The organism is Pedobacter sp. R-06, from assembly GCF_049913135.1.
Classification (GTDB): domain Bacteria; phylum Bacteroidota; class Bacteroidia; order Sphingobacteriales; family Sphingobacteriaceae; genus Pedobacter.
Genome location: NZ_CP183977.1, coordinates 1,247,660 through 1,272,063, shown reverse-complemented (window position 1 = coordinate 1,272,063; position 24,404 = coordinate 1,247,660). Strand labels below are relative to the sequence as shown.

Genomic DNA, 24,404 nt, shown 5'->3' with positions numbered 1-24,404 from the left:
CAGCATAACAATCTATTTATTCATTTCTTTAATAAATTCTTTAATCTTCTCCGCATCCTTTAAACCCGGCTCAATTTCGAACCGGCTATTGATATCGAGGGCATACAGGCGCTCATCATTTATTTCTTTTATGGCCGGTACATGTTCTAAATCGATGCCGCCACTTAAAAAGTAGGGTTTGGTGTAAGTATATCGGTCTAAAACAGACCAATCGAATGTTTTTCCAGATCCGCCATGTGTTTTGGTTTTGGTATCGAACAGGAAATAATCCACCACATTTAAATAAGCTTCGAGACCTGAAAAATCAAAATCTTCATCTATTCCAAAAGCTTTAATCACTTCTAACGAAGCAAATGCCGATTTTAATGCTGCACAGTACTCCGGCGATTCGCTGCCATGTAACTGAACAGCCTTTAGCTTCAATGTGTTTGCTTTATCTTTTACTTTTTCAAGGTCTTCATTTACAAAAACACCTACGGTTTTAATCTCAGCGGGAATGTATTTGATCAATTCGGCAGAAACATCGCTGATCAACCTTGGCGATTTTTCATAAAAGATAAAACCCAGGTAATCTGGCTGCAGCTCGGCAACCACAGCAATATTGGCTGCCAAACGCATGCCGCAAACTTTTAACTTTAACATGCCAATAGTTGTTTAAAACTGTTAAGTGCTTTTTTGCTCATTAACGATTCTTCTGCTTCGTAAAAACAATCAGCAAAAGATAACGTAGGTTTTATGGTTTTAATGGCCAGTGCCGAATTGCACAATACCACGTTGTTCTGCACATCGGTGGCTTTGCCATTTAATACATCCATAAATATTTTGGCAGATGATTCTACGGTATCGCCACCTTTAATCGCATAGGTATCAACCTTATCAAAACCCATATCCTGAAGCGTTAAAATCTGTTCGCCTTTATTCGAGAAGGTTTTCACATCGCAGGTTAACGAAACCTCGTCGTAACCTTCCAGTGCATGTACGATGGTATAACTTTTATCGGTATCCTGGTATAAATAAGCATATAAACGGGCCAGCTCCAGGCTGAACACGCCTACCATCTGGTATTTCGGCTGTCCGGGGTTAACCATCGGGCCTAGCATATTGAAAAATGTTTTCACACCCAGTTCTTTACGGATCGGCGCCACAATTTTCATCGCCGGGTTAAACAACGGCGCATGTAAAAAACAGATCCCAGCGGCATCTAAATTACGCCTTAAAGTATCCTCATTATTGGTAAAGGTATAACCTAAATATTCCATTACATTAGAAGAACCGCAGCCCGAAGAAACGCCATAGTTACCATGTTTGGCCACATGATGACCGGCACCTGCCACCACAAACGAGGATAAGGTAGAAATATTGAAAGTATCTTTACCATCACCTCCGGTACCGCAAAGATCAATCAGTTCGTAACCCGATAAGTTTACTTTAACGCACATATCAAGCATCGCATCACGAAAGCCCTGCAGCTCTTGCACGGTAATATTACGCATGGCATAAGCGGTAATAAAAGCGGCAATCTGCGAAGAATTAAATGCGCCTTCCGAAATGGAGATTAAAATGTTCTTTGCCTCTTCCCTGCTAAAACTCTTGTTTTCGAATAAATGGTTTAATATTTTTTTCATGTCTTGTATCACTCTTATCGTCATTCTATCTCCGTGGTCTGTGTCTCCACAGACCACTTAATATTTTATAAATCTTATCTTATAGCTGCTGATCCCGATTAATCGGGACAGCATGACGATCCTTCAAAAAATTGCATAAAAAAAGGATTGCTTTTTGGGCAATCCTCTTCGTTGTGTTTAAAATATTTTAAAATATATAACAATAGAATTTGCCTAACGAATTTCGTTATGCCACCACCAATTGTTATTTAAGTTTTTAATTATCATGTTTGTATAAAGCAAATATTGATATAGTTTTTTAATATTCCAAAATCTTTCTAAAAATATATGGTTTTCTTTAAAAGAAAAGTACAGTTTAATGATGATTTCGGTTTCGGATCGAATCCTGTAACCAAAAACCAGCGCATGCTCAACCCCGATGGTTCGGCAAATATCGAACGGACAGGCCTGCCCTGGTTTAAGTTTGATGATACCTACACCCGTTTGGTTACCATGAGTTGGCCGCGCTTTTTCTTTGTTATCCTTGTAGCCTACCTCATTGTAAATACCATATTTGCGGTTCTATATAATGTGGTGGGGATCGAAAACCTGGAAGGTGCTAAAGGTTTAACCCTTCGTGATCAGTTTTTTGATGCCTTTTTCTTCTCCGCCCAAACCATTTCTACCGTGGGTTACGGTCATATTTCGCCACAGGGTTTTATTACGAGTATCCTGGCTGCTTTCGAAAGTATGCTGGGTTTATTGGCTTTTGCCTTGGCTACGGGTTTATTGTACGGCCGCTTCAGCCGGCCAACCTCTAAAGTGAGTTTCAGCAAAAAAATGGTGATAGCCCCTTACGAGAATGGCCATGGTTTAATGTGCCGCCTGGTAAATCTCCGCCGTAACCAGCTCATTGAGGTTGAGGTGCAGATGGTAATGTCGTACAACGAAACGGTTGATGGCAAGCATGTCAGGAGGTTTTACCCCCTGGCACTGGAGCGCGATAAAATCGGCATCCTGTCTTTAAACTGGACTTTGGTACACCCCATTACCGAGGAAAGTCCGTTTTATGAAAAATCGTTAACAGAGTTGCAACAGGCAGAGGTTGAAATTTTTGTGATGCTTAAGGCTTTTGATGATACTTTTTCACAACACATTCATACCAGGACCAGCTATCAGGATGAAGAAATAGAAATGGATGCTAAGTTTGAGAAAATGTATTACCATAACGAGGAGGGTAAAATGGTAATGGATTATAGTAAGCTGGATAAGATTACGCGGACGGTGTAAAGATCTTTCTTATTGAAAAGTTTTTTCGCCTTTTTAGGAGAGCTTTTTATTTCTTTTGGAAAGCAGGTTTCTTGCTAATCGGTTGCGGTAGTCCCGCCATACGCTGCAATCTTTTTGTGGTCCTGTCATCCTGAGGTACGAAGGATCTGTTTCATAGGCTGCAGATGAAAGGCCATTTAAGGCTGCTGCAAACAAAAAGGATTTTCGCTGCTGTCGGGTTTAGGTGGGTTCGGTAGGTGCGATGAATAGAACCACCCCGCCTTTCAGGCACCTCTTCATAAGAGGGGAATTAAAAACTGATTCGTTGTCAACTTTAATAGCAAAGAGGCAAGAAAGTTGACAACGCTTACGACGATGTCTTTTGTATAAAATCCAAAATATCCTGATACAATTGATTCCCACCAAAAATCATCTGGCTGATCATCGGAACATGGCTTTTGCCTTCAATCTCTTTTATTTCTACCGGGACGTTGTTGGCTTTAAGTTTCTCGTATAACCTTGGCGTTTGCAATTTAATGGCACCATAGGTTTTGCTTCCATAAAAAAGCAGGTGCGGGTTTTTGATGTTGTTTACATAATCCAGTGGCGAAGCCACTTTCCAAACCGCAGGCTGATCGGTAAAAGTCCGGATGAAATCGAAGTAAAAATGGTCTTTTTCAGCTGTGGTTAAATATTCCTCCATATCTAATCCAAAAGGATCGTTCAGGATTACCCCTTTAACCGGGTTTTTAATACCCGCTTTTTTAAAATATTTAGGATCGGCGTTGATCAGTTCGGCAAGATGTGCCCCGGCCGAGTGCCCCATCACAAAAATCCTCTCCGCACTCTCTGTATAATCCCCGATGTGTTCTTCCACCCATTTTACTACCAAAGCACAGTCATCGCCCATTTTTCCGTACTGAACATTTGGTGCCAAACGGTAGTTGATGATTACCGTAACCACCCCCTTGCGCGCAAAGTTTCTGCCTAACCACCAATAGGTCTCTTTTTTGCCACTGCTCCACGAACCGCCATGAATAAATATCAGAACAGGTTTATTTTTGATGCTGTCGTTTTTATAAAAAATATTCAGCGTATTGGCTGCATCGGCATTGCCTGCATAATTGATATTTTTAGCCTTTTTTACCTGGGCCGAAGAAAGTATCGTTTGAAAAAGGAGCATCAGTAAAGCAAGGAATTTGTACATAAAAAAGATTTAACGCTTCACTTAATAAACGAAATTGTTGTAAAGGTGGATTTGTTAGCAGCGGGTATTAAGTAGAAAGTATCAGGTATCAATACATTTATATAGACGCCAAGCACACCCACTAACGCTATTAGCCTTATGGTTTAAACCCTTCATCTTTATACCGCAACCGCTCTGGCCCGGATCCGATATCAGATTTATTTCAGGCTCTATTCTATCTAAAATATATAAGACTAGGCGCTAAACAATTGTACTGGGTCTTCGACTCCGCTACCATTGACGTTGTTATTTAATTATTTAATAGTTAGTGACTTGTAGAAGATGCATTTCCATCCAACAGGGCCTTCGCACTGTACCTCCGTTCTACTTAAGTCCGGCCTAACAAATTTTTCGGACTGCACTGTCCAAGCCAACCTACTAGCTTCGAAAGAAAAATTTTCAGCTGGCAGTTTTTGTTTCTTTTTGATGCCAAAAAGAAAGAGCCCTTCGGCGGCGGCGAGCCGAGGCAAGACCGAGCAGTAGGAAAAGGGAAACGATTGTACGTCACTCATATTGATTTTTATACAATAAATTACCCCTCAGACTGACAATTCATCTAGCTTAAACTGCCAACAAAGGCACCGAAACGCCAAACGCTAACCGCAATACGCTATTCTATTTACCTTAGGCCTTAAACCTTCTACCTTAAGCCTTAATCAGCGGATTCTTTTCTTTCGCAAACAGATCAAAAACCTTTTTATCTACAAAAGCCGGGAAGAGTTTATTCATCCAAACGGCTAATTTTCCTTGTCCGGTCATGATTAAGGTACGTTTACGTTTTTCGATACCATCGGCGATAATGCCGGCTACTTCTTCCGATGTCATCATTTTGCCTTCATCCATACTGGTTTCGCCATGTGCAGCACCATCTTTTGATAAAGCGGTTACCCTGATGTTGGAAGCGGTAAAACCAGGACAGGCCAATAAAACATTTACGCCGGTTTTTAGCAATTCGGTGCGCAAAGACTCCATAAAACCGTTCATCGCAAATTTAGAGGCCGAATAACCCGTTCTGCCCGGCAAACCGCGGAAACCTGCAATTGATGATACACCAACCACAGTACCTTTGGTTTTCAAAATCTCGGGCAAAGCATATTTGGTGCAATAAACCGTCCCCCAAAAGTTCACATCCATCAGGTTTTTAAGCACCGATAAATCTAAATCGTTAAAGAGTGCACGCATGGATAATCCGGCATTGTTTACCAGAATATCGATCTTTTGAAAAGATACTAGTGCTTGTTTGATAATCAGTTCGCAATCTGCCTCTTTACTTACATCGGCCTGAACGGCTACCGCCCTGATGTTATATTTTTTCTCCAGATCGGCGGTAATTTCGCAAAGGGTTACATATTGACGGGCAGCTAAAACCAAATTAGCACCACGTTTAGCAAATTCTTCCGCACAGGCTTTTCCGATTCCGCTCGATGCACCAGTGATGATGATTACTTTATTTTTTAAATCCATATTAAGTTTAGCGTAGTAAGATCCGGTTTTTAGTACCGCCGTAGTTCTTACATCAAATGTTTTTGTTTAAAATATGCCGTAGCTTCGGTAACCTTGTCGGTATTGATAATGCCTGACATTGATTGCTTCCAATAATCTTCAGTATCGGGCGCTCCCCAAAAACGAAAAGGTTTATGAATTTGATGAGCGGCAAATATAAGTGTGAATAATTTTTGTCGATCAGCTTCCGGTATTTCGCCAACGCCTTTCCATTTAGAATAATCAGCAAAATTGGCACTGATCATTGTGATCTTTTTTAAATCTTCGGGTGCATAATTTACGCCAGGCAAGCCATCAAACTTGATCATCTCTGGATAAAGATGGAAAGTATGGTGTGACGGACGGTTTCCGCTGATGACAATACTTACTTTTTTCCCTCCTTTAGAAAATAATTTTTCGTAGGGTTTTAATGTTTTCAGCAAAACGGGATAAGTTAAATCCCAGCTTTCTTTAAAATCGATCATCAACTGAAAGCTATAAAATTCTTTGGTTTTAGATAAGGTAAGAATTGGCTTCAGGTACATATTCTCCAAAGTATTCCCTGCTTTAATCTCTTCTTTGCTGTGTGCCACCATTAATGAATCGCCAACTACAAAAACATCGGCCTCTATCGAAAAAGCCTTGTTTCGAATAGCTTCGTAAAAAGGTTTTTTGTGGGCATAATCGTTATGAGAATGGATCCTGATAGGTGTTTGATCAAACCAACCGGCAAAAATAATTACAGATAATAATAAAAAATGCTTTACCATTATTTCATCATTGCAGTTTCGTAAGGCACGCGGGTTACAATCGATCTGCCCAATGTAATTTCATCTGTATATTCCAGCTCGCCGCCAAAAGCAATACCCCGCGCAATGGTCGTTACCGGAACATTAAACTCCTTTAATCTTTTATACAGGTAAAACAATGTGGTATCGCCCTCCATATTCGGACTAAGGGCCAAAATCACCTCTTTAATCCCTCCTGCTGCCATTCTGACTATTAATCCATCAATAAACAGATCAGAAGGGCCTACGCCATCCATCGGAGAGATTAAACCGCCCAAAACATGGTAAACTCCAAAATATTGACCGGTATTTTCGATCGCCATTACATCGCGGGTATCTTCAACCACACAAATGGTTTCTTTATCGCGTTTTGGCGAAGTACAGATCTCACACACCACGTAATCGGAAATGTTATGGCAGGTGCTGCAATGTTTAATCTGCTCCTTAAGTTTTATAAAAGTATTGCCAAACTGGTTTACCTCTTCCTGCTCTTTGTTTAAAAGATGTAATACTAAACGTAAAGCTGTTTTTTGCCCTACACCAGGAAGTTTCGAGAATTCGTTTACTGCATCTTCGAGCAGTTTGGATGAAAAATTCATAATGCAAAAATAGGTAAAATGCTTCATTGGTTCAATAGTCATTGGTTCATTCGTCATTAGTTCATCAGGCTATTTGACTTCCGACTTCGTACTCCGGACTTCCGACTCAAGAATATTGCTTGATTTGATACTTTTCTTTACATTTATCAGCTTAACACAAAACTATGTCTCCAACCATTCTCTTATGTTTTCTGATCGGCTATTTTTTACTGCTGATTATTATTTCGTTCGTAACCTCAAAAAAATCATCCGATAATTCTACCTTCTTTGTCGCCAACCGGAATTCTAAATGGTATTTAGTAGCCTTTGGTATGATAGGAACTGCACTTTCGGGTGTTACTTTTATATCGGTACCCGGAGAAGTTGGTGCACCCAGTGGAAACCAGTTTCAATATTTCCAGTTCGTTCTGGGTAATGCAGTTGGTTTTATCATCATCGCCACAGTTCTGCTTCCACTCTATTACCGGATGAATTTAACGTCCATTTATAGTTATATTGAAAAGAGATTGGGGCATTACAGTTACAAAACAGCAGCATCGATATTTTTATTGAGCCGCACGCTCGGATCAGCAACAAGGTTATACCTCGTAGTAATTGTTTTACAGCGATTTATATTCGATAATTATGGCGTTCCGTTCTGGTTAACGGTTTTAATTTCCTTGGCCCTGATCTGGTCGTACACCTTTAAAGGTGGATTAAAAACCATTATCATTACCGATACACTGCAGACTTTTTTCCTTGTACTTTCAGTTTTTCTGACTATTTATTTCATCTGCAACAGTCTTAATTTTAATATTCCACAGGCATTCGAAACCATAAAAACCAGCAGTTATTCGAAAATATTCTTCCTGGATAATTTCCTGACCAATAAATTCTATTTCAGCAAACAGTTTATCGGCGGTATCTTCGTTACCATCGCCATGACGGGTTTAGATCAGGATCTGATGCAGAAAAACCTGAGTATGGGCACCATCAAAGAGGCACAAAAAAACATGTTTACTTTTACAGGGGTATTCGTAATCCTGAATGTTTTCTTTTTGAGTGTAGGCGCCTTGTTATACATTTTTGCAGCGAAAAACGGCATCGATATTCCATTAGATCACATTACCGGAAAACCGAGAACAGATTTATTGTTCCCTGAAATTGCCTTAAATAACCTGGGTGCTGTACCCGCAATTATATTCATGCTGGGCCTAACGGCCGCAACCTTTGCCACAACCGACTCGGCACTTACAGCTTTAACTACCTCCTTTTGTGTCGACTTTTTAGGCATGGCTAAAGCAGAAAATGTAAATGCGAAAGACGCCGTAAAAAAGCGCCATACCGTACACGTGGCATTTTCTATTCTAATGTTTTTAGTGATCGTTGTGATCAATGCATTGAACAGCTCATCGGTAGTCAGTTTGATTTTTACCATTGCCTCTTATACCTACGGACCGCTTTTAGGACTATATAGTTTTGGATTATTTGTAAAAAAACGTGGTCTTCACGATAAATTAGTTCCGATAGTTTGCTTATTATCACCTTTTTTATGTTACTTGCTTTCCACGTATTCTACCACTTTATTGGGCGGTTACGTTTTTAGTGTTGAACTGATTTTGATTAACGGTTTAATCACATTTATAGGCTTGTTGTTCATCAGTAAAAAAACCGATGCGCAAACCAGATTTTAATATTAGAATAACAGTATATGACGAGTGAAGAAAAAATTAGAAGTGCTTTTGAAAACAAAGACTGGCAAGAAATTAAAGTAACAGATTCTTGGCAAATTTTTAAGATCATGGCCGAATTTGTAGACGGTTTTGAAAAACTGGCTAAAATTGGCCCATGTGTTACCATTTATGGTTCGGCCCGTACAGCTCAAACGCATAGATATTATCAATTGGCAGAGCAGTGCGGCAAATTATTAACCGATCGTGGTTATGGTGTAATCACTGGCGGTGGTCCTGGTATTATGGAGGCCGGTAATAAAGGCGCCCACACCAATGGAGGTAAATCGGTAGGTTTAAATATCGAGTTGCCTTTTGAGCAGTTCCACAATAAATATATCGATCATAATAAATTGCTGGAGTTTGATTATTTCTTTGTGCGCAAAGTGATGTTCATGAAATATAGTCAGGGTTTTGTGGTTTTACCTGGTGGTTTTGGCACCATGGATGAACTTTTTGAAGCTTTAACCTTAATCCAGACCGGAAAAATTGCACGTTTTCCAATCGTATTGGTGGGTGTTGATTATTGGGGAGGATTAATTGATTGGATTAAAGGGACGATGTTGCAGAAGGAACACAATATCCACGAAGAAGATTTAAACCTTTTCAGACTGGTAGATACCGCTGAAGAAGCTGCAGAGCACATTTTCCGTTTCTACGATAAATATGTACTTAAACCGAATTTCTAGGTTGGTTTAATGGTTCATTTGCCATTGGTTCATCAGTCAGTTGCAGATGGTTAACTGAAAACTGCCAACTGTCAACTGAAAAAGTGCTTACAAAAAATAAGCACTTTTTTTATGTCTTCATTTATTGTAACAACTGGAGAAAACTGCTATCTAAAATAAAACATATCTAAAATGTCGAAATTTATCAGCTGGAAAAACAATTGGTTAAGTGGAAACTTTCAACTTTTTGCCGATGGTGTACAAAAAGGGGCAATCACTTTTGGAACATGGAAAAGCGATGCAGAAAGCATGTTAGAGGATAAAAACTATTTCTTCTCGAACGAGGGCTTTTGGCAATCGAGCACCAAGGTAATTGATAGAAAAACAAATGAAACGGTGGCCATGATTACTTACGACACCTGGAAATCGAAAGCGGTAATCAGCTTAAAGTCGGGTGAACAGTACGAATGGAAATCGACAAATTTATGGCGTTCGCAATGGACGGTGAGCAATTATAAAGATGAGCACATTATGTACAGCGCTAACAGCAGCAGTGGAGCATTATCGTCTGATACCGACAACGAATTATTGATTATAGCAGGTTTATTTATTAAGCAGATCTATAATAAACAGGCAATTCTACTTATTGTGTGCTTCGTGCCGATCATTACAGCATCGACACTTCATAATTAGTGATAAATTAAATCCTTTTGTGAGATGGAACAGGTATTAAATTGGAGAAAAGGTTTATTTGATAGCAATTATCAGGTATTTAACAACGGACTATTAAAATTTTCGCTGAATTTTAGTTCGTGGAAAAATTCGGCAATAGCCACTACCCAGGCAGGTATTTACCTGTTAAAAAGTGAAGGGTTTTCAAAACCTGAAACTAAATTGCTGAACAATCAGAATGAGGTTTTAGCTATAATTACTTACGACTGGCTTCGTTTTAAGGCAAAAATTGTATTTGCCTCTGGCGATAATTTTGACTGGAGCTTTCAAAACAGCTGGTTAAGCCGGTGGTCGATAAACGACCATCAGGATAAACAGATCTTGTTCAATGCTTCAAGCGGAAATGGAATGTTACATAGTAATGTAGACGACGATAAACTGATTTTATGCGGGCTTTTTATCCGGGAATATTATTCGAGGCTTCTTGTTGGTTTTATCATTTTTATGTTTATTCTGTTTAGTTTCAAGAATATTTTTTAGGCTAATACCGCCACTTTCAAACTTTTCATAGCAAAACATTTCTTTTGAAGCGCTAACACCCGTAGTCAATAGGAAGGTTCCAGTCCTGCTGTACATTCCAATCCTTTTGGAAATTATGCTATACAGACAATCACCTACGCCCAAAAGGGATTTCCATTTCCATCAGGGCTATTGTGTGCAGGCAGTCATCAGATATCACCACAAAACAATCTGGTCTTAGCGTCTCGCTAAGACATTAGAAAATACTAAATTTAAGTTACAGAACTATTGTATGTCGTAGCGAGACGCTACGACTAGAGTCAGCTGAAGAAGATGCTGAAACAAGTTCAGCATGACGATACCCGATAATAACACAATCTGGTCTTAGCGTCTCGCTAAGACATTAGAAAATACTATACTTAATTTACGGAACTATTTTATCTCGTAGCGAGACGCTACGACTAGAGTCAGGTTATCCCAAAATCTCTTTTATTTTTTCGGTTGGTCTGGCGATAATTGCTTGATCTCCTGAAATGATAATCGGTCTTTCAATTAAAATAGGATGTGCAACCATGGCATCAATCCATTCTTCATCAGTTAAGCTTTTTCCTTTATAATTTTCGGTAAAAACCTTTTCCCCTTTACGGATCAATTCCAATGGTTTAATACCCAGTTTTCGAATAATTTCTTTTAGTTCGCTTTTATTGGGTGGGGTTTCCAAATAATAAACCACCTCGAAAGCCTTTCCGCTTTTTTCAAGTTCATCCAAGGCACAACGGCTTTTGGTGCATCTGTTATTATGGTAAATCGTAATCATTTAGAAATTTTTAAAGTCCGCTTACGCCACCGCTAACCACCAGTTTCATGGCATCAGCTGCTGTCATATGCAAATCAGTCACTTTATCTCTTCTTACAATGCAAAGCTGACCTGCAAAAGAATAAGAAAGTGGAAAATATACTGCAACTTCATCGGGTAGATTGAGTTTATGCAGATCGTTCTGCGTTAAAAATCCAATCTTTTTTAGGCCTCCTTCTACTTCTACCAGCACCGGGTGGTTAAATTTCTTCTCATCACCTACAAAAGCTTCTGTTAAATCTTTTATAGAAGAATAGATAAAATTAAGCAAGGGCAGCCGCTGCATAATCCGCTGAAACCAATTGTACATGGGCTCGGTTACCAAATTGGTTACAAAAATACCGGCCAGCAAAATAAGAGCTAAAACCGTTAGCAAACCTAGCCCAGGAATGTTCCGGCTTTCGCCTGTATTTGGATTTACGCCTAAAATATTGTTTACATTCAACCAGCTATCTACAGTTGTAACCGCCCAAACCACAATAAAAATACTTACGGCAATGGGCACAACAATTAATAAACCTTTAATCAAATAGTTTAAAATAGCTTTCCCGACTTTATTCATGGTGCAAAAATAACATTTTTTTTAGTTCATTCGTGCGGGAGTTCTACAGTTCATTCGTCATTGGTTCATTTGTGCTAAAGTGTTCATTGGTTCATTAGCCATTGGTTCATTTGTGCTGGGTGCATAGCCTTGCAATACGTATAAGAGATTTTATTTGGCACATTTACCTGGTTTATTGCACCTAACGTGTACCCAGGCAATTCTCCATACCAATAAACTATTAAACAAAAAAGCTGATAGGCAATATGTTACACTAATGGCCAATGAACCACTGAACGAATGAACTTATAGGCAATATGCTGTACTAATCACCAATGAACAACTGAACGAATGAACTACACAACTATTCGTAGAAATAAACCCGTTTAACCCTTTGCGAGATATTGGTTAGAATTTCATACGGAATGGTGCCGATATCTTTGGCCAGCTGCATAATGGTGTGCTCCTTATTAAAAACAATAGCCTCATCGCCTGGTTTAACATCAATGCCTGAGATATCTAACATGGTCATGTCCATGCAGATTGAACCAATGGTAGGCACCAAGTTACCATTGATGAGCATTTTACCTACTCCATTGCCAAAATACCTGTTATAGCCGTCGGCATAGCCAATTTTTACAGTTGCTATTTTTCCACCATTTGGCATCACACCCTTTCTGCTGTAACCTACAGTTTCGCCCGGGGCTAAAGTCTTCACCTGTGTAACCGTAGTTTTAAGTACCATTACGGTCTGCAAACCCCGGTTATTCGGCAATGCAGCATCAAAACCATATAAGCCTATGCCCAAACGAACCATATCCATTTGCCCTTCCGGCCAACGCGAAATACCCGAAGTATTGGAAATATGAAGTAAAGGTTTATATCCTAAAACATCTACCAGTTGATTTGCGATGGTTTTAAACCTCTCAATCTGCTGTTGCGTAAATCCATCATGTTCTGCCGCATCACTTGCCACCAGGTGAGAAAAAATACTTTGCACTTTTACCTTTGCCGAATCTTTAAGCAGATTAAACAATGTGTCGATCTCCGACTGGTCAAAACCTAAACGGTGCATACCGCTATCTATTTTAATATGGATCGGATAATCGAAATCATAATCTGATAATGCGTTTAAAAAGCTATTCAGAATTTCTATGCTGTAAATTTCGGGTTCGAGCTTGTGTTTAATGATAGCTTCGAAAGCAGATTCCTCCGGACTCATGACCATAATCGGTAAAGTGATGCCCGCTTTACGCAAGGCAATGCCTTCATCGGCATAGGCTACCGCCAGATAATCTACCTTATGGAACTGCAATAAATTGGCAATTTCAAAACTTCCGCTCCCATACGAAAAGGCTTTAACCATGGCCATTATTTTAACACCTGGTTTGATTTTAGAACGGTAAAACTGCAGATTACCAACCATGGCATTCAGATCGATTTCTAAAACCGTATCGTGTATTTTTTGGGTAAGGAGTTTACTGATCCGGCCAAATTCAAACCGCCTGGCCCCTTTTACCAATATGGTTTCGTGGTTAAACTGTAAACCGGGGAAAGCATCGATAAAAGCATTGGTATCGTCGAAAAACTGCGTTTCAAACCTAAAAAGATCAGCATACTTCGAAATATGAGTCCCAATTCCAATCAGGCGGTTTACTTTCTTCTGTAAAAGCAATTCGGAAATCTCCGTGTATAAATCCAGATCATCTCTCCCCGTTTCAAATAATTCGGAAAGAATAACGGTTTTCTTTGCGTGCTGATTCTGTTGATTTAAAAAATCCAGGGCAATGGCCAACGAAGAAATATCGGCACTGTAAGAATCGTCGATAATGGAACATTGGTTAATCCCATTTTTCAACTCTAAACGCATGCTCACATGACTTAGTTTTTCCAAACGTAAATCGGCCTGCTCTGGCGTATAACCTAAAGCCAGTAAGGTTGCCCAGCAGATCATTCCATTTTCTATCGAAGCTTTATCTTTAAAAGGCAAAATGCATTCAATTTCCCTATTCTGATAAATGGCCCTCAGGTAGCAATTGCCTTCGATGGGTTCAACCGCAATAACCTGAAGATCTGCCGCTTGTTTGCTGCTCCAGCTAAACTGTTTTTTACCAGGTAGCTCTTTTACACTTATTTCGCTTACATATTCAGGCGAGTAAATAAACAGTTCGGATGCTGTAAAGAGTTTCAGTTTCTCCGTTAGTTTTTCCTTTTTAGAACTGAATCCTTCGGCATGTGCTTCGCCGATATTGGTTAAAATTCCGATTTCAGGGCGGATAATTTCAGCTAAATGCTGCATCTCGTTAACGGCAGAAATACCAGCTTCAAAAATACCCAGGCTATGATCGGCCTCAATCTGCCATACCGAAAGTGGTACGCCAATCTGTGAATTATAACTTTTCGGGCTTTTAACAATATTAAAATCAGCTGCCAAAAGCTGGTAAAGCCATTCTTTAACAATTGTTTTTCCATTACTCCCCGTAATACCGATGGTTTTTAAATCAAATTGATTCCGGTGTTCGATAGCAAGTTTTTGTAGCGACGCTAAAGCATCATCTACCAGTAAAAAGTTGCAGTCGGGGTACTCGTTAATATATTTCGCTTCGGTAATTACAAAATTCCTGATTTCCTTTGCATAAGCATCTCTAATAAATTCATGTCCGTCGCGGTGCGAAGACAGCGCAAAAAATACAGAATTTTCCGGAACCAAAACCGAACGGCTATCCACCACCAGATATTGAATAATGACCTGTTCATCAACTAATTTGGCATCGGCATTTAAAATTTCGGCTATTTTGGCAATGGTGTATATTGGATTTTGCATGCTATTATATTCAGAAAAATACGGTAATCGCTATTATTTTTACGAATTTCAGTAAATAATTATGAAAAGCAGTAAACAAGAGGCAGTATTATTAGATAAAAAACAAGCGCTGGTAAAAGCCGAGCATTTTTGTGCTTACCAGGAGCGCTCGCAAAAGGAAGTAAGGTATAAACTGGTAGAATGGGGCATGCGCGGCGATGAACTGGAAGAAATAATCAGCGAACTGATTTTGAATAATTTTTTAAATGAAGAAAGGTTTGCAAAAAGTTATGCATCGGGCAAATTCAACATTAAACATTGGGGGCGTGTTAAAATTAAACAGGGTTTAAAATTGAAAGGTGTACCGGATAAAATTCTGCAAAAGGCAATTTACAGCATTGATGATGATGATTATTTACAAACGATAGAAAAATTGGCCATTAAAAAAGCGGAGAGTTTGAACGAAAATGATCTGTTTAAAAGAAAAAATAAGCTAATGGGCTACCTTCAGGCAAAAGGTTTTGAAACTGATTTAATTTTACTTGTACTGAAAGCCAGCAATTTAAATTAAATATTAAATTTTTAACAAGAAATCTCTTGACAGAAATATAAATCTGCCTATATTTGCATCACCAAAACGAAACAACAACATCAGTTTTGTTCATGCGAAAGTAGCTCAGTTGGTAGAGCACGACCTTGCCAAGGTCGGGGTCGCGAGTTCGAATCTCGTCTTTCGCTCTATAAATGCCTTCCTACCAGAAGGCATTTATTTTAAAGTTAACCAAGCCGATGGAGATCGGCAGCGGCTAATGCTCGGGTGGTGGAACTGGTAGACACGCAGGACTTAAAATCCTGTGCTTTCAAAGGCGTGCGGGTTCGATTCCCGCCCCGAGTACACTCAAAAAAAATCGAATGAAAACCTTTCAGAAATGAAGGGTTTTGTTGTTTATGGTCATTTTTCTTTATAGATCGAAAGGCTAATGCCCGGATGGTGGAACCGATAGACACGTCCCGACATAAGTCGGGATGCTTTCAAAGGCGTGCGAGTTCGGTTCCCGCCCCGAGTACACAAAAAAAAAATCGAATGAAAACCTTTCAGAAATGAAAGGTTTTGTTGTTTATGGTCATTTTTCTTTATAGATCGAAAGGCTAATGCCCGGATGGCGGAACCGATAGACACGTCCCGACATAAGTCGGGATGCTTTCAAAGGCGTGCGGGTTCGATTCACGCCCCGAGTACACTCAAAAAAATCGAATGAAAACCTTTCAGAAATGAAGGGTTTTGTTGTTTATGGTCATTTTTTTTTATAGATCGAAAGGCGAATGGTTGATGGTGGAACCGATAGATACGTCCCGACATAAGTCGGGATGCTTTCAAAGGCCTGCGGGTTCGATTCCCGCCCCGAGTACACTCAAAAAAAAATCGAATGAAAACCTTTCAGAAATGAAAGGTTTTGTTGTTTATAGTCATTTTTCTTTATAGATCGAAAGGCGAATGCCCGGATGGTAGAACCGATAGACACGTCCCGACATAAGTCGGGATGCTTTCAAAGGCGTGCGGGTTCGATTCCCGCCCCGAGTACACTCAAAAAAAATCGAATGAAAACCTTTCAGAAATGAAGGGTTTTGTTGTTTATGGTCATTTTTCTTTATAGATCGAAAGGCTAATGCCCGGATGGTGGAACCGATAGACACGTACCGACATAAGTCGGGATGCTTTCAAAGGCGTGCGGGTTCGATTCCCGCCCCGAGTTATAACTGCTGTTATATTCTTACCACAACTGTATTTCTAAATGCCTGGCCAGATATAAACCAGCTCCTCAATTATCGTTTATTGTTATTATAAATTTCTATTTTATCATTAATTATATGAATCGGAAGCCACAAATAACTTGATTTCTCCAGATCGGATTTATTCCATCTGTCGGCCATAAAAATAAATTTCCCTGGTTTGTTAACTACAGGCAGTACAAACGCACCCTGTGAAAAAAAAGACACTTCGGCGTTTGGCTCTTTACATGGATTTTCACGCACTACCCATGGCCCCATAATATGATCGGCAACAGCATAAGAAGCCGCATTAGGCGACCAACCGGAACAGCCGGATGTAATTAAAAAGTATTTGCCCTGGTTTTTAAAAATAGCCGGACTTTCTCTTCCTTTGTTTTCCAATATCCGAGTATAAGTTTTTGTCGGTGCCAGATAATCATCGCCAAGCAAACATACATGCATAGTATTGTTATTTTCTGATGAATAAATGAGATAAGCTTTCCCGTCGTCATCTTTATACAAAGTCATATCTCTTAACATTTGATTGTTAGGCGCAACACTACCCAGGTATTTATAAGGACCAAAAGGATTATCGCTTATCGCAACGCCTCCACGGGAATAACTGTAGTCGTTTTTGTCTATGTGCATCCACATCACAAATTTCCTGGTACGTTCATTATAAACTACCTTTGGCCTTTCAATCACCCTACCTGTATCGAGGTCGTAACCAGGATTATCCGTAGTTGGTTTTAACACCACTCCCCTGTTTTTCCAATGTTTGAGATCTGTAGAAGAATAGCATGAAACCCCTCCGGCAGGAACCCGAAAATCTTCCCAGTTCTGCTTCGGAACAAGCCATGTTTTACCTTTCTTCACCTCTCCAAAAAGATAATAAACACCTTTGTGGTACAATACACCTGCGCCATGAGCATTAACTGGCTTTCCATCAGTATCGATTAACATAGTGCCATTAAACAGCGTATCAGTTAACGGACGTATGTTACTTGAAAACGATAAGTTGCAACAGCTTATCAATAATATAATAAGAAAAATTTTAATTCGGCCATTCGAAATATTCATAACAGTTATTTAATTTTTTGTTTTTAACGCCAGGGTAGTTACCACAGGGTCTAATTTAATCCCGGCCAAATCAAGCGTGATGCCAGTTGCATCCTGCTGAAATTTAACTTTTTCACCTTTTATTAGGGTACATGCCGTAATAGTCTGCTTAACTGCCGGTAATTTAATGATGCTGGTTCCTACAGGAGCCTTCAGGAGGTGGATATATATATAATTATCTTTGTGTGTAGCGCCATAAAAACCATCAACAGGCTGAAAAGGCCCTGGACGTGTTCCGTAAATCCCTTCGCCATTTTTAGCTAACCACTCTCCTACTTCTTTCAATCGCTGTACATGTGTAGGCGGAATAACGCCATCGGGATCTGGTCCAACATTTAATAGCATATTTCCGCCACGGTCTACAGTATTCACCAACATATCTATAACCCTTTTTAAAGGCATCAAATTCTGAGCTTTGTTGTATCCCCAGCTTGTTTCATTAAGGTTCAGGGTTTTTTCCCATGGAAAAGGAATAATAGGTCCTTTAACATCTCCTCCACCTTCGTCGGTCTGGAAATCTCCAACCATCCCAGACCTGGGGTTAATCACTACATCAGGGTTATATTTACGCACCATTGCATTAAGCTTTAACGGTTCCCAAAACCAGGCTGCGTCAGCATCGCTCCCCTTGTGCGCCAGCCAGCCCCCATCGTACCACAAAACATCAATTTTGCCGTAATTTTTCATGAGCTCTTCTACCTGCCCATAGGTCTGTTTCTTAAGAAGCGCAGCATTTTCAGGAAGTCCTTTAGGGTCAAAGTAACCAGGAAAGCGCCAGTCCAGCGGAGAATAATAAATACCTACATAGAGGCCTGCCTTACGGCATGCATTGACATACTCTTTTACAAAATCGCGATGAGATGCAGTTTCCCAGCTATTAAAGTGTTTATAACTTGAAGGGCTATTCCAAAGGGCAAAACCATCATGGTGCCTGGCAACCATTACCATATATTTCATTCCGGCTTCTTTCGCTACCTTTGCCCAGGCGGCACCGCTAAAATGTTTCGGATTAAACTGATCAGCCAGTTTTGCATACTCCTCAGCTGGTATTTTTTGATTAAACATAGTCCATTCGCCACTGGCGGGGATTGCATATAAACCCCAATGTATGAACATTCCGAATTTCTGATCTTCCCACCATTTCATCTTTTCCGGCGAAAGGTTAGAACCCGGACTCGATACGCCTTCTCCTCCTCCCTTTAATGAAGGATAAACTGTTCCCTTTTCCATTGATTTTCTTTCTGCATCGCCCATTACCTGGCTCTTTACAGATAAAGAATAACTCATGAACATTAATGCAAGCCCAGTTGCAGTAATTTTTATTTTTTGTTTGAACATCATCTGATTTAGAAACTTAACAAGTTAAGTAGTGACATACATTGTCGTATTTGGTTAATAAATATTTTCGGCATTAGCGCGCAATTATAGACTGTTTTGCCAATAATTATACGAAATTAAATAAATTTCCAACTTCCAGATTGTTTACATCAGACCTTATTTTGTACAGATCCGACTCAATTAAGTACCTTCAAATATCCTGAACAGCACAGCATGCTTAATCGTTCGTCTTCATGGGGACAGATTTACAATTGGATTTAATACCTAACCATGCTGATAAATTAACATCAGGATATACTTCCACAAATTATTCTAATCAATTATAAAGGTTTAGCAATTATCTGGAATTCCAGCTTTCATAAACTCATTACCTGATGTTTCAAAACCTAGCGAGACATAAAATGCTTTGACATCAATTTGGACACTAATCCTAATTAGAACATTGTCAAAAAAATATTTCATTTTTTTCAAGTTGGATAATTTCCTTCATCCAAGTTGCTAAATCTGCTTTTAACTCACTGATAATCTACAAATTTTAAAATTAAAACAAAAAAAACGCAGCACTCATTTCTTGTTATTCCGGCACAAAAAATCCCTCAATCCACCTTTTAGAGCAAAAAAAAATAAAATTATTTTTGATAGTGATATTTATATTTCTATATTTGCAACCCCAAAGGAATACAACACAATGTATTAATTTGCGAAAGTAGCTCAGTTGGTAGAGCACGACCTTGCCAAGGTCGGGGTCGCGAGTTCGAATCTCGTCTTTCGCTCTAAATGCCTTCCTACCAGAAGGCATTTATTTTAAAGTTAACCTACCGAAGGATTTCGGAACAGGCTAATGCTCGGGTGGTGGAACTGGTAGACACGCAGGACTTAAAATCCTGTGCTTTCAAAGGCGTGCGGGTTCGATTCCCGCCCCGAGTACACACAAAAAAATCGAACGAAAACCTTTCAGAAATGAAGGGTTTTGTTGTTTGTGGTCATTTTTCTTTATAGATCGAAAGGTTGATAGTGGAACCGGTGGACACGTCCCGACATAAGTCGGGATGCTTTCAAAGGCGTGCGGGTTCGATTCCCGCCCCGAGTACACACAAAAAAATCGAACGAAAACCTTTCAGAAATGAAAGTTTTTTTTTGTTTATAATCATTTTTCTTTATAGATCGAAAGGTTGATAGTGGAACCAGTAGAGACGTCCCGACATAAGTCAGGATGCTTTCAAAGGCGTGCGGGTTCGATTCCCGCCCCGAGTACACACAAAAAAATCGAACGAAAACCTTTCAGAAATGGAAGGTTTTTTTGTTTATAGTCATTTTTTTTTATAGATCAAAAGGTTGATAGTGGAACCGGTAGAGACGTCCCGACATAAGTCGGGATGCTTTCAAAGGCGTGCGGGTTCGATTCCCGCCCCGAGTACACTCAAACAAATCGACAACGAAACCTTTCAGAAATGAAAGGTTTCGTTGTTTATGGTCATTTTTTTTTATAGATCAAAAGGTTGATAGTGGAACCAGTAGAGACGTCCCGACCTAAGTCGGGATGCTTTCAAAGGCATGCGGAGTCGATTCCCGCCCCGAGTACACACAAAAAAATCGAACAAAACCTTTCAGTAATGGGAGCTTTTGTTGTTTATGGTCATTTTACAGTGTATCCTAGGTTCTGAGAAAATCGGAAAATTTTGTATTGGAGTAATACCACACTATCCCCATGCAGCAATTATTTCACAGCCCTGGTCGCCTTATCAAAAGACAGCACCAGATTCTTCTGATCAATATCTTTTAAGGAAACCTCGTGAACACCACTGCCCAGGCCCGCAGTAAAATAAACATCAGCCTTAACAGTAGTCCCTTTCTCAAGCCCCTCCTCAAACAGGGCGATCCCGAACAAAGTACTGTCCACCTTGGATGAAACAGTTATACTCACCGTCCCCAGATCATACTTTCCGTTATTCTTCAAGGTAACAACCCCTTGCTTATAAGTATAGCTCACCCCTTTCAGTGTTTCCAGATAAGTTTTATTCTTACTTGTGATAGCCTGATAGGTTTGTGCATAACCTGAAAAACCAGCGATTGCCAGTAGTAAAACTAAAATGATTTTCTTCATGATCTTAAGCATAATAATTCAATTATTTCATTTTGGTAAGCGCAGCTTTAAGTTCCCCTATTTCATCATCAGGATCCCCACCTGAAGCAAAGATTTCCGCGACATCCATGTCTTTACCATATACTGCAGCATTTGCGGCCGCATCAATCTCCAGCGATGCGCCGTTTACAGAAAGCCCTGCAAAAAGCCCCTTACTACGGGAATAGGAATACACCTCGGCATCGAGTTTGTAATCTGTATTCACTGCAGAACTGCGTCCCAAGGGACCTGCCGCAATAGAAAGATCACCACCAAGGGTAAAACTACTTTTCTTGATATCAGTCAGACTATTGGCATGGGTAAAAACAAGCACAAGTTCAGTCGATTGTACACCCGCCTGAAGGCCAACACTTCCTCCGGTAATGGTTACAAAAACAGGATTGCTCCAAGAGCCGTCTGCCCTTTTCACCATTGCAATGCCCCTGCCGCGCTTCCCTCCAATAACAAAACCTGCATTGATCAGCTTTGGTACAATAACAACGCCCTCTGTAAGCTCAAGCAGTCTTGAGGGAATGGATTCTTTCATTTTCCCGAAACCCGAAAGCACCTGGGTTGAAGCTTTTATTCTTTTTTGCTCCTTATTCTGCGCAGCGGCCGCAGTAGGAAATAGTAATGCTACGCAGCAGAGCGCAGCGAGATTCATCTTGATCAAATTAATTGTGTTCATATATATCGAAAAAATAACCGGCATTATTCAAGCAGATCTGCTCTTAATAACGGTCCGGAAATGCAATATTATACCTTTTATTTCTTTTCCCAACCGGTCTACAGGTAAATTACCTTTCTGTGAGAATTCACCCGTGATACCTTAAAATTTCAGGATATAATGGATTAAAAATTTTGATTTCCCAAAATAAAGCCACTGATCAATTTCTAAATCAAGGGCCATGGTTTCTTTTGCCTGATCGGTAAATATGGGGCAATTGCAATATCCGATGTTAGGAGGAAAAACATTTAATCTCATTGAAGATCTTCGAGTTAAAAATCATCTGTAGCATTTAAGTAGTGCTTATCGTTTATGTTTAAACATATCATACACGATGAAACTTAAATTTATTATCCCCGCAGTATTGATCGTACTTGCAGGTTGCAGCCAAAAAGTGCAGCATCCGTCCTCCAACCGGCCCTCAGAGCACCAAGGCGATTCACTTTACGTGGTTCTCAGCATAAAGGATATTATAAAGACAGGAGAAAAAGCCACCTTAAAATTTGCCGTCCACAATGATCAGCCAACGGAAAAATCATTTTGCAAATGGCACACTCCCTTTGAACCCCTGATGAGCAAATACCTTGATATAAAAGATGAGAATGGAAATGAGGTTTTATATAAAGGGCCTATGGCAAAAAGGATTATGCCCCCTCCCGCAGATAGCTACCTTGTTGTTAAACCAAAAGACATACTTTCATCAGAAGTCGACCTTTTAAAAGCTTATCAGCTGGAAGCCCAAAAAAAATATACCGTTTCTTATAACGCTAGCGGCATGAGCGGAATAAAAAGCACCAACACCGTTACCTTCAGTTACACCAATTAACCTTAATAACTCCAGAGGCAGAAAAAGGGGAAGGCCATCCAGCTCCTCCCCTTATTTATCATCCACTAACTTATATTATTATGGATTTATTTAATGATAAATCTATAATCGCTCTTTATAAATGGTATTTACCCTCCTTAGGCTGAACAAGTTAAACAGTGCGGCCGCTTGAGAATATTACGGGTTTTGAATTATCTTGTTGAAGCGCTCAATTTATTTGACCGCGACACTGAAATTAACTTCTTCAGGGGGCAGACACTGCTTGTCGTTGCACACCATCGATTCTACAGTTCCTTTCACCACCGCTGTTTTTCCGTTAGTTTTAATTTTTTGTTGAAAGATCACACTGTGTTCAAAATATTTTACATCCATTTTGAAGGTATCCTCATATTTTGTTATAGGTTTTGGCTCCAGCGTCGTGCCCACAAGGGAGTATTCCTTTGAAGGCTTAAAACTAAATGTGGTTTTCACTGGTCCTCCATCTTTTACAAACTGGGAATATAAATGCCATCCCTGGTCGATTGTTGCTTTAATAAAAACTGTTGCCGTGTTGGCACCTGTTTTTTTTGCTGCATAAGACCATTTTATTGGTTTTAATATCTGACTTTGGGCACTAATGAACAGTAAAGAAAACAGCGCTGTTATTAGAATAGATTTCTTCATTACTTAATTGTTTTTTTTAGCCATGAAAAGATGATGTGAAAAGCTTCCGGCGAAACACCGCTTTTGATATTTGGGATCTCAGCTTGATTACAGGTAATACACGGTAACAACAAGTGATTGACATTTTTCAACAAATGTGTTTCTACCTTTTTATTGCCGCCTGCCGCAATATAGTTCTTCCAGTTTTGAAGATTTGCCTCGGGAACCACATAGTTATCCTTATCCCCGTTTATCGCTAAAACTGGGACTTTAATATTCGCCATCGTTTTAGCTGCATCGTACTTGATAAAATACCTGTACCAAGGTCCTATCGCATAATTTACGAAGCTGTAGATCGGAAAGCGGAAATGATCGAATTTAATATTCAGGGTCTTGAAATAGGCATCATCTTTTACTTTCCATGTGTTGTAGGTTTCACTCAATTTTGCCTCCATATTAGCCGAATCTGCATATTTCAATGCCGTTTTAAACATACGTTCATTGATGTCGTTGGATCTGGCCTTATCATAATCGGGCAAAGTGGAATTGTTGACTATACTCTCATTTTGCGAAATCAGGGCATCATACCCATTCATTGCCAAGCCTGAGAGGCTGATCAAAAATTTAATATCCTTACTTTTGGAAGCAGCGATCGATATGATCGCTCCACCTTCACTATGGCCGATGAGACCGATTTTACCAGCGTCTACCTGAAGTACGGATTTTAAGTATTTTACGGCCAATAAAGCGTCAGTTGCGAAATCGGCAGTAGTTGCATGTTCATATACTCCTGTCGTTTTACCTACACCTCTGTCATCCAACCGAAGAACAGCATATCCATGATTCGCAAGGCTATCGGCGATTTCTTTAAAGATCTTATGACCCGCCATCAGGCCATCACGATCCTGCCTTCCCGTTCCGGAAACGATAACGACGGCCGGACTTTTTTTATTTCCCCTGGGGATCGATAAGGTACCTGCATAGGAGATGCTATCATCCGGTGATCTGAATGTGATTTCCTGATCTATAAAATTCTGTGCAAAGGATGTTTGCGTAAATACTGCCAATGCGGCAATGACCAATCTGATCTTATTCATTTTCTTG

General features: G+C 39.8%; 22 protein-coding genes and 4 tRNA genes. 11 read left to right on the top strand and 15 right to left on the bottom strand.

Translation table 11 applies throughout. The annotated features are described in order from the left end of the window. Positions 1–12: 12 nt before the first annotated feature. Both ACN9MR_RS05490 and trpD read right to left on the bottom strand, forming a co-directional pair. Positions 13–642, bottom strand: a complete 630-nt coding sequence (locus ACN9MR_RS05490; protein WP_426328603.1) for a phosphoribosylanthranilate isomerase — start codon at positions 640–642, stop codon at positions 13–15. Next, the gene (gene trpD / locus ACN9MR_RS05485) at positions 636–1,625 is read right to left on the bottom strand and encodes an anthranilate phosphoribosyltransferase (RefSeq protein WP_426328602.1); all 990 of its coding nucleotides are present in this window, start codon (positions 1,623–1,625) and stop codon (positions 636–638) included. The genes ACN9MR_RS05490 and trpD overlap by 7 nt, the downstream gene beginning before the upstream one ends. Before the next feature lie 327 nt (positions 1,626–1,952). Between trpD and ACN9MR_RS05480 the strand changes: the two genes are divergently transcribed. Continuing rightward, a complete protein-coding gene (locus ACN9MR_RS05480) occupies positions 1,953–2,894 on the top strand; it encodes an ion channel (protein ID WP_426328601.1) in 942 nt (313 codons plus the stop codon). A gap of 346 nt (positions 2,895–3,240) precedes the next feature. On the opposite strand, the gene ACN9MR_RS05475 is transcribed toward ACN9MR_RS05480, so the two are convergent. The 4 genes from ACN9MR_RS05475 to recR all read right to left on the bottom strand — a co-directional run bounded on the left by ACN9MR_RS05475 (position 3,241) and on the right by recR (position 6,988). Further along, on the bottom strand, positions 3,241–4,080 hold the full coding sequence (locus ACN9MR_RS05475) for an alpha/beta hydrolase (protein ID WP_426328600.1): 840 nt from the start codon (positions 4,078–4,080) through the stop codon (positions 3,241–3,243). 684 nt (positions 4,081–4,764) lie between these two features. Next, complete coding sequence (locus tag ACN9MR_RS05470; protein WP_426328599.1) at positions 4,765–5,583, bottom strand: SDR family oxidoreductase; 819 nt, start codon at positions 5,581–5,583, stop codon at positions 4,765–4,767. A gap of 47 nt (positions 5,584–5,630) precedes the next feature. Next, positions 5,631–6,371, bottom strand: coding sequence for a hypothetical protein (locus tag ACN9MR_RS05465; protein ID WP_426328598.1), 741 nt, complete (start codon positions 6,369–6,371; stop codon positions 5,631–5,633). Beyond that, positions 6,371–6,988: a recombination mediator RecR gene (recR, locus tag ACN9MR_RS05460; protein WP_426328597.1), complete on the bottom strand. Its 618-nt coding sequence runs from the start codon at positions 6,986–6,988 to the stop codon at positions 6,371–6,373. The genes ACN9MR_RS05465 and recR overlap by 1 nt, the downstream gene beginning before the upstream one ends. A gap of 164 nt (positions 6,989–7,152) precedes the next feature. Between recR and ACN9MR_RS05455 the strand changes: the two genes are divergently transcribed. The 4 genes from ACN9MR_RS05455 to ACN9MR_RS05440 all read left to right on the top strand — a co-directional run bounded on the left by ACN9MR_RS05455 (position 7,153) and on the right by ACN9MR_RS05440 (position 10,577). Continuing rightward, positions 7,153–8,661: a sodium:solute symporter gene (locus ACN9MR_RS05455; protein ID WP_426328596.1), complete on the top strand. Its 1,509-nt coding sequence runs from the start codon at positions 7,153–7,155 to the stop codon at positions 8,659–8,661. Between the two features lie 17 nt (positions 8,662–8,678). Then, entirely contained in the window at positions 8,679–9,386 is a 708-nt protein-coding gene (locus ACN9MR_RS05450; RefSeq protein WP_029278019.1) for a TIGR00730 family Rossman fold protein, read from the top strand. 171 nt (positions 9,387–9,557) lie between these two features. Then, positions 9,558–10,058, top strand: a complete 501-nt coding sequence (locus ACN9MR_RS05445) for a hypothetical protein (protein WP_426328595.1) — start codon at positions 9,558–9,560, stop codon at positions 10,056–10,058. 24 nt (positions 10,059–10,082) lie between these two features. After that, positions 10,083–10,577, top strand: coding sequence for a hypothetical protein (locus ACN9MR_RS05440; RefSeq protein WP_426328594.1), 495 nt, complete (start codon positions 10,083–10,085; stop codon positions 10,575–10,577). 451 nt (positions 10,578–11,028) lie between these two features. Here the strand turns inward: ACN9MR_RS05440 and arsC are convergent, their stop codons facing one another. From arsC to ACN9MR_RS05425, 3 genes are all read right to left on the bottom strand, one after another. Further along, the gene (arsC, locus tag ACN9MR_RS05435) at positions 11,029–11,373 is read right to left on the bottom strand and encodes an arsenate reductase (glutaredoxin) (RefSeq protein WP_426328593.1); all 345 of its coding nucleotides are present in this window, start codon (positions 11,371–11,373) and stop codon (positions 11,029–11,031) included. Between the two features lie 10 nt (positions 11,374–11,383). Continuing rightward, positions 11,384–11,974 carry a DUF502 domain-containing protein gene (locus tag ACN9MR_RS05430; RefSeq protein WP_426328592.1) on the bottom strand — a complete coding sequence of 197 codons (591 nt, stop codon included), beginning with the start codon at positions 11,972–11,974 and terminating at the stop codon, positions 11,384–11,386. Between the two features lie 343 nt (positions 11,975–12,317). Further along, positions 12,318–14,777, bottom strand: coding sequence for a bifunctional UDP-N-acetylmuramoyl-tripeptide:D-alanyl-D-alanine ligase/alanine racemase (locus ACN9MR_RS05425; RefSeq protein WP_426328591.1), 2,460 nt, complete (start codon positions 14,775–14,777; stop codon positions 12,318–12,320). 61 nt (positions 14,778–14,838) lie between these two features. On the opposite strand from ACN9MR_RS05425, the gene ACN9MR_RS05420 reads away from it, so the two are divergent. The 3 genes from ACN9MR_RS05420 (at position 14,839) to ACN9MR_RS05410 (ending at position 15,651) form a co-directional block, all read left to right on the top strand. Then, complete coding sequence (locus tag ACN9MR_RS05420) at positions 14,839–15,327, top strand: regulatory protein RecX (protein WP_426328590.1); 489 nt, start codon at positions 14,839–14,841, stop codon at positions 15,325–15,327. Positions 15,328–15,421: 94 nt separating this feature from the next. Then, positions 15,422–15,494, top strand: a tRNA-Gly gene (locus ACN9MR_RS05415). 73 nt (positions 15,495–15,567) lie between these two features. Next, positions 15,568–15,651 (top strand) — tRNA-Leu (locus ACN9MR_RS05410). Positions 15,652–16,580: 929 nt separating this feature from the next. On the opposite strand, the gene ACN9MR_RS05405 is transcribed toward ACN9MR_RS05410, so the two are convergent. Then, positions 16,581–17,606 carry a glycoside hydrolase family 43 protein gene (locus tag ACN9MR_RS05405; protein ID WP_426328589.1) on the bottom strand — a complete coding sequence of 342 codons (1,026 nt, stop codon included), beginning with the start codon at positions 17,604–17,606 and terminating at the stop codon, positions 16,581–16,583. Between the two features lie 9 nt (positions 17,607–17,615). Further along, complete coding sequence (locus ACN9MR_RS05400; protein ID WP_426328588.1) at positions 17,616–18,986, bottom strand: alpha-L-fucosidase; 1,371 nt, start codon at positions 18,984–18,986, stop codon at positions 17,616–17,618. 697 nt (positions 18,987–19,683) lie between these two features. Here ACN9MR_RS05400 and ACN9MR_RS05395 point away from each other — a divergent pair. Both ACN9MR_RS05395 and ACN9MR_RS05390 read left to right on the top strand, forming a co-directional pair. Beyond that, a tRNA-Gly gene (locus ACN9MR_RS05395) sits at positions 19,684–19,756 on the top strand. 70 nt (positions 19,757–19,826) lie between these two features. Beyond that, positions 19,827–19,910: transfer RNA gene (locus ACN9MR_RS05390), tRNA-Leu, on the top strand. A 790-nt stretch (positions 19,911–20,700) separates the two neighbouring features. Here the strand turns inward: ACN9MR_RS05390 and ACN9MR_RS05385 are convergent. Next, positions 20,701–21,087, bottom strand: coding sequence for a hypothetical protein (locus ACN9MR_RS05385; RefSeq protein WP_426328587.1), 387 nt, complete (start codon positions 21,085–21,087; stop codon positions 20,701–20,703). 22 nt (positions 21,088–21,109) lie between these two features. Continuing rightward, positions 21,110–21,793, bottom strand: coding sequence for a lipid-binding SYLF domain-containing protein (locus ACN9MR_RS05380; protein WP_426328586.1), 684 nt, complete (start codon positions 21,791–21,793; stop codon positions 21,110–21,112). A 373-nt stretch (positions 21,794–22,166) separates the two neighbouring features. Between ACN9MR_RS05380 and ACN9MR_RS05375 the strand changes: the two genes are divergently transcribed. Further along, the gene (locus ACN9MR_RS05375) at positions 22,167–22,658 is read left to right on the top strand and encodes a protease (protein WP_426328585.1); all 492 of its coding nucleotides are present in this window, start codon (positions 22,167–22,169) and stop codon (positions 22,656–22,658) included. 213 nt (positions 22,659–22,871) lie between these two features. On the opposite strand, the gene ACN9MR_RS05370 is transcribed toward ACN9MR_RS05375, so the two are convergent. Further along, entirely contained in the window at positions 22,872–23,321 is a 450-nt protein-coding gene (locus tag ACN9MR_RS05370) for a protein-disulfide reductase DsbD domain-containing protein (protein WP_426328584.1), read from the bottom strand. Continuing rightward, entirely contained in the window at positions 23,321–24,397 is a 1,077-nt protein-coding gene (locus ACN9MR_RS05365; protein WP_426328583.1) for an alpha/beta hydrolase family protein, read from the bottom strand. Before ACN9MR_RS05365 ends, ACN9MR_RS05370 begins: the two co-directional genes overlap by 1 nt. Between the last annotated feature and the right edge of the window lie 7 nt (positions 24,398–24,404).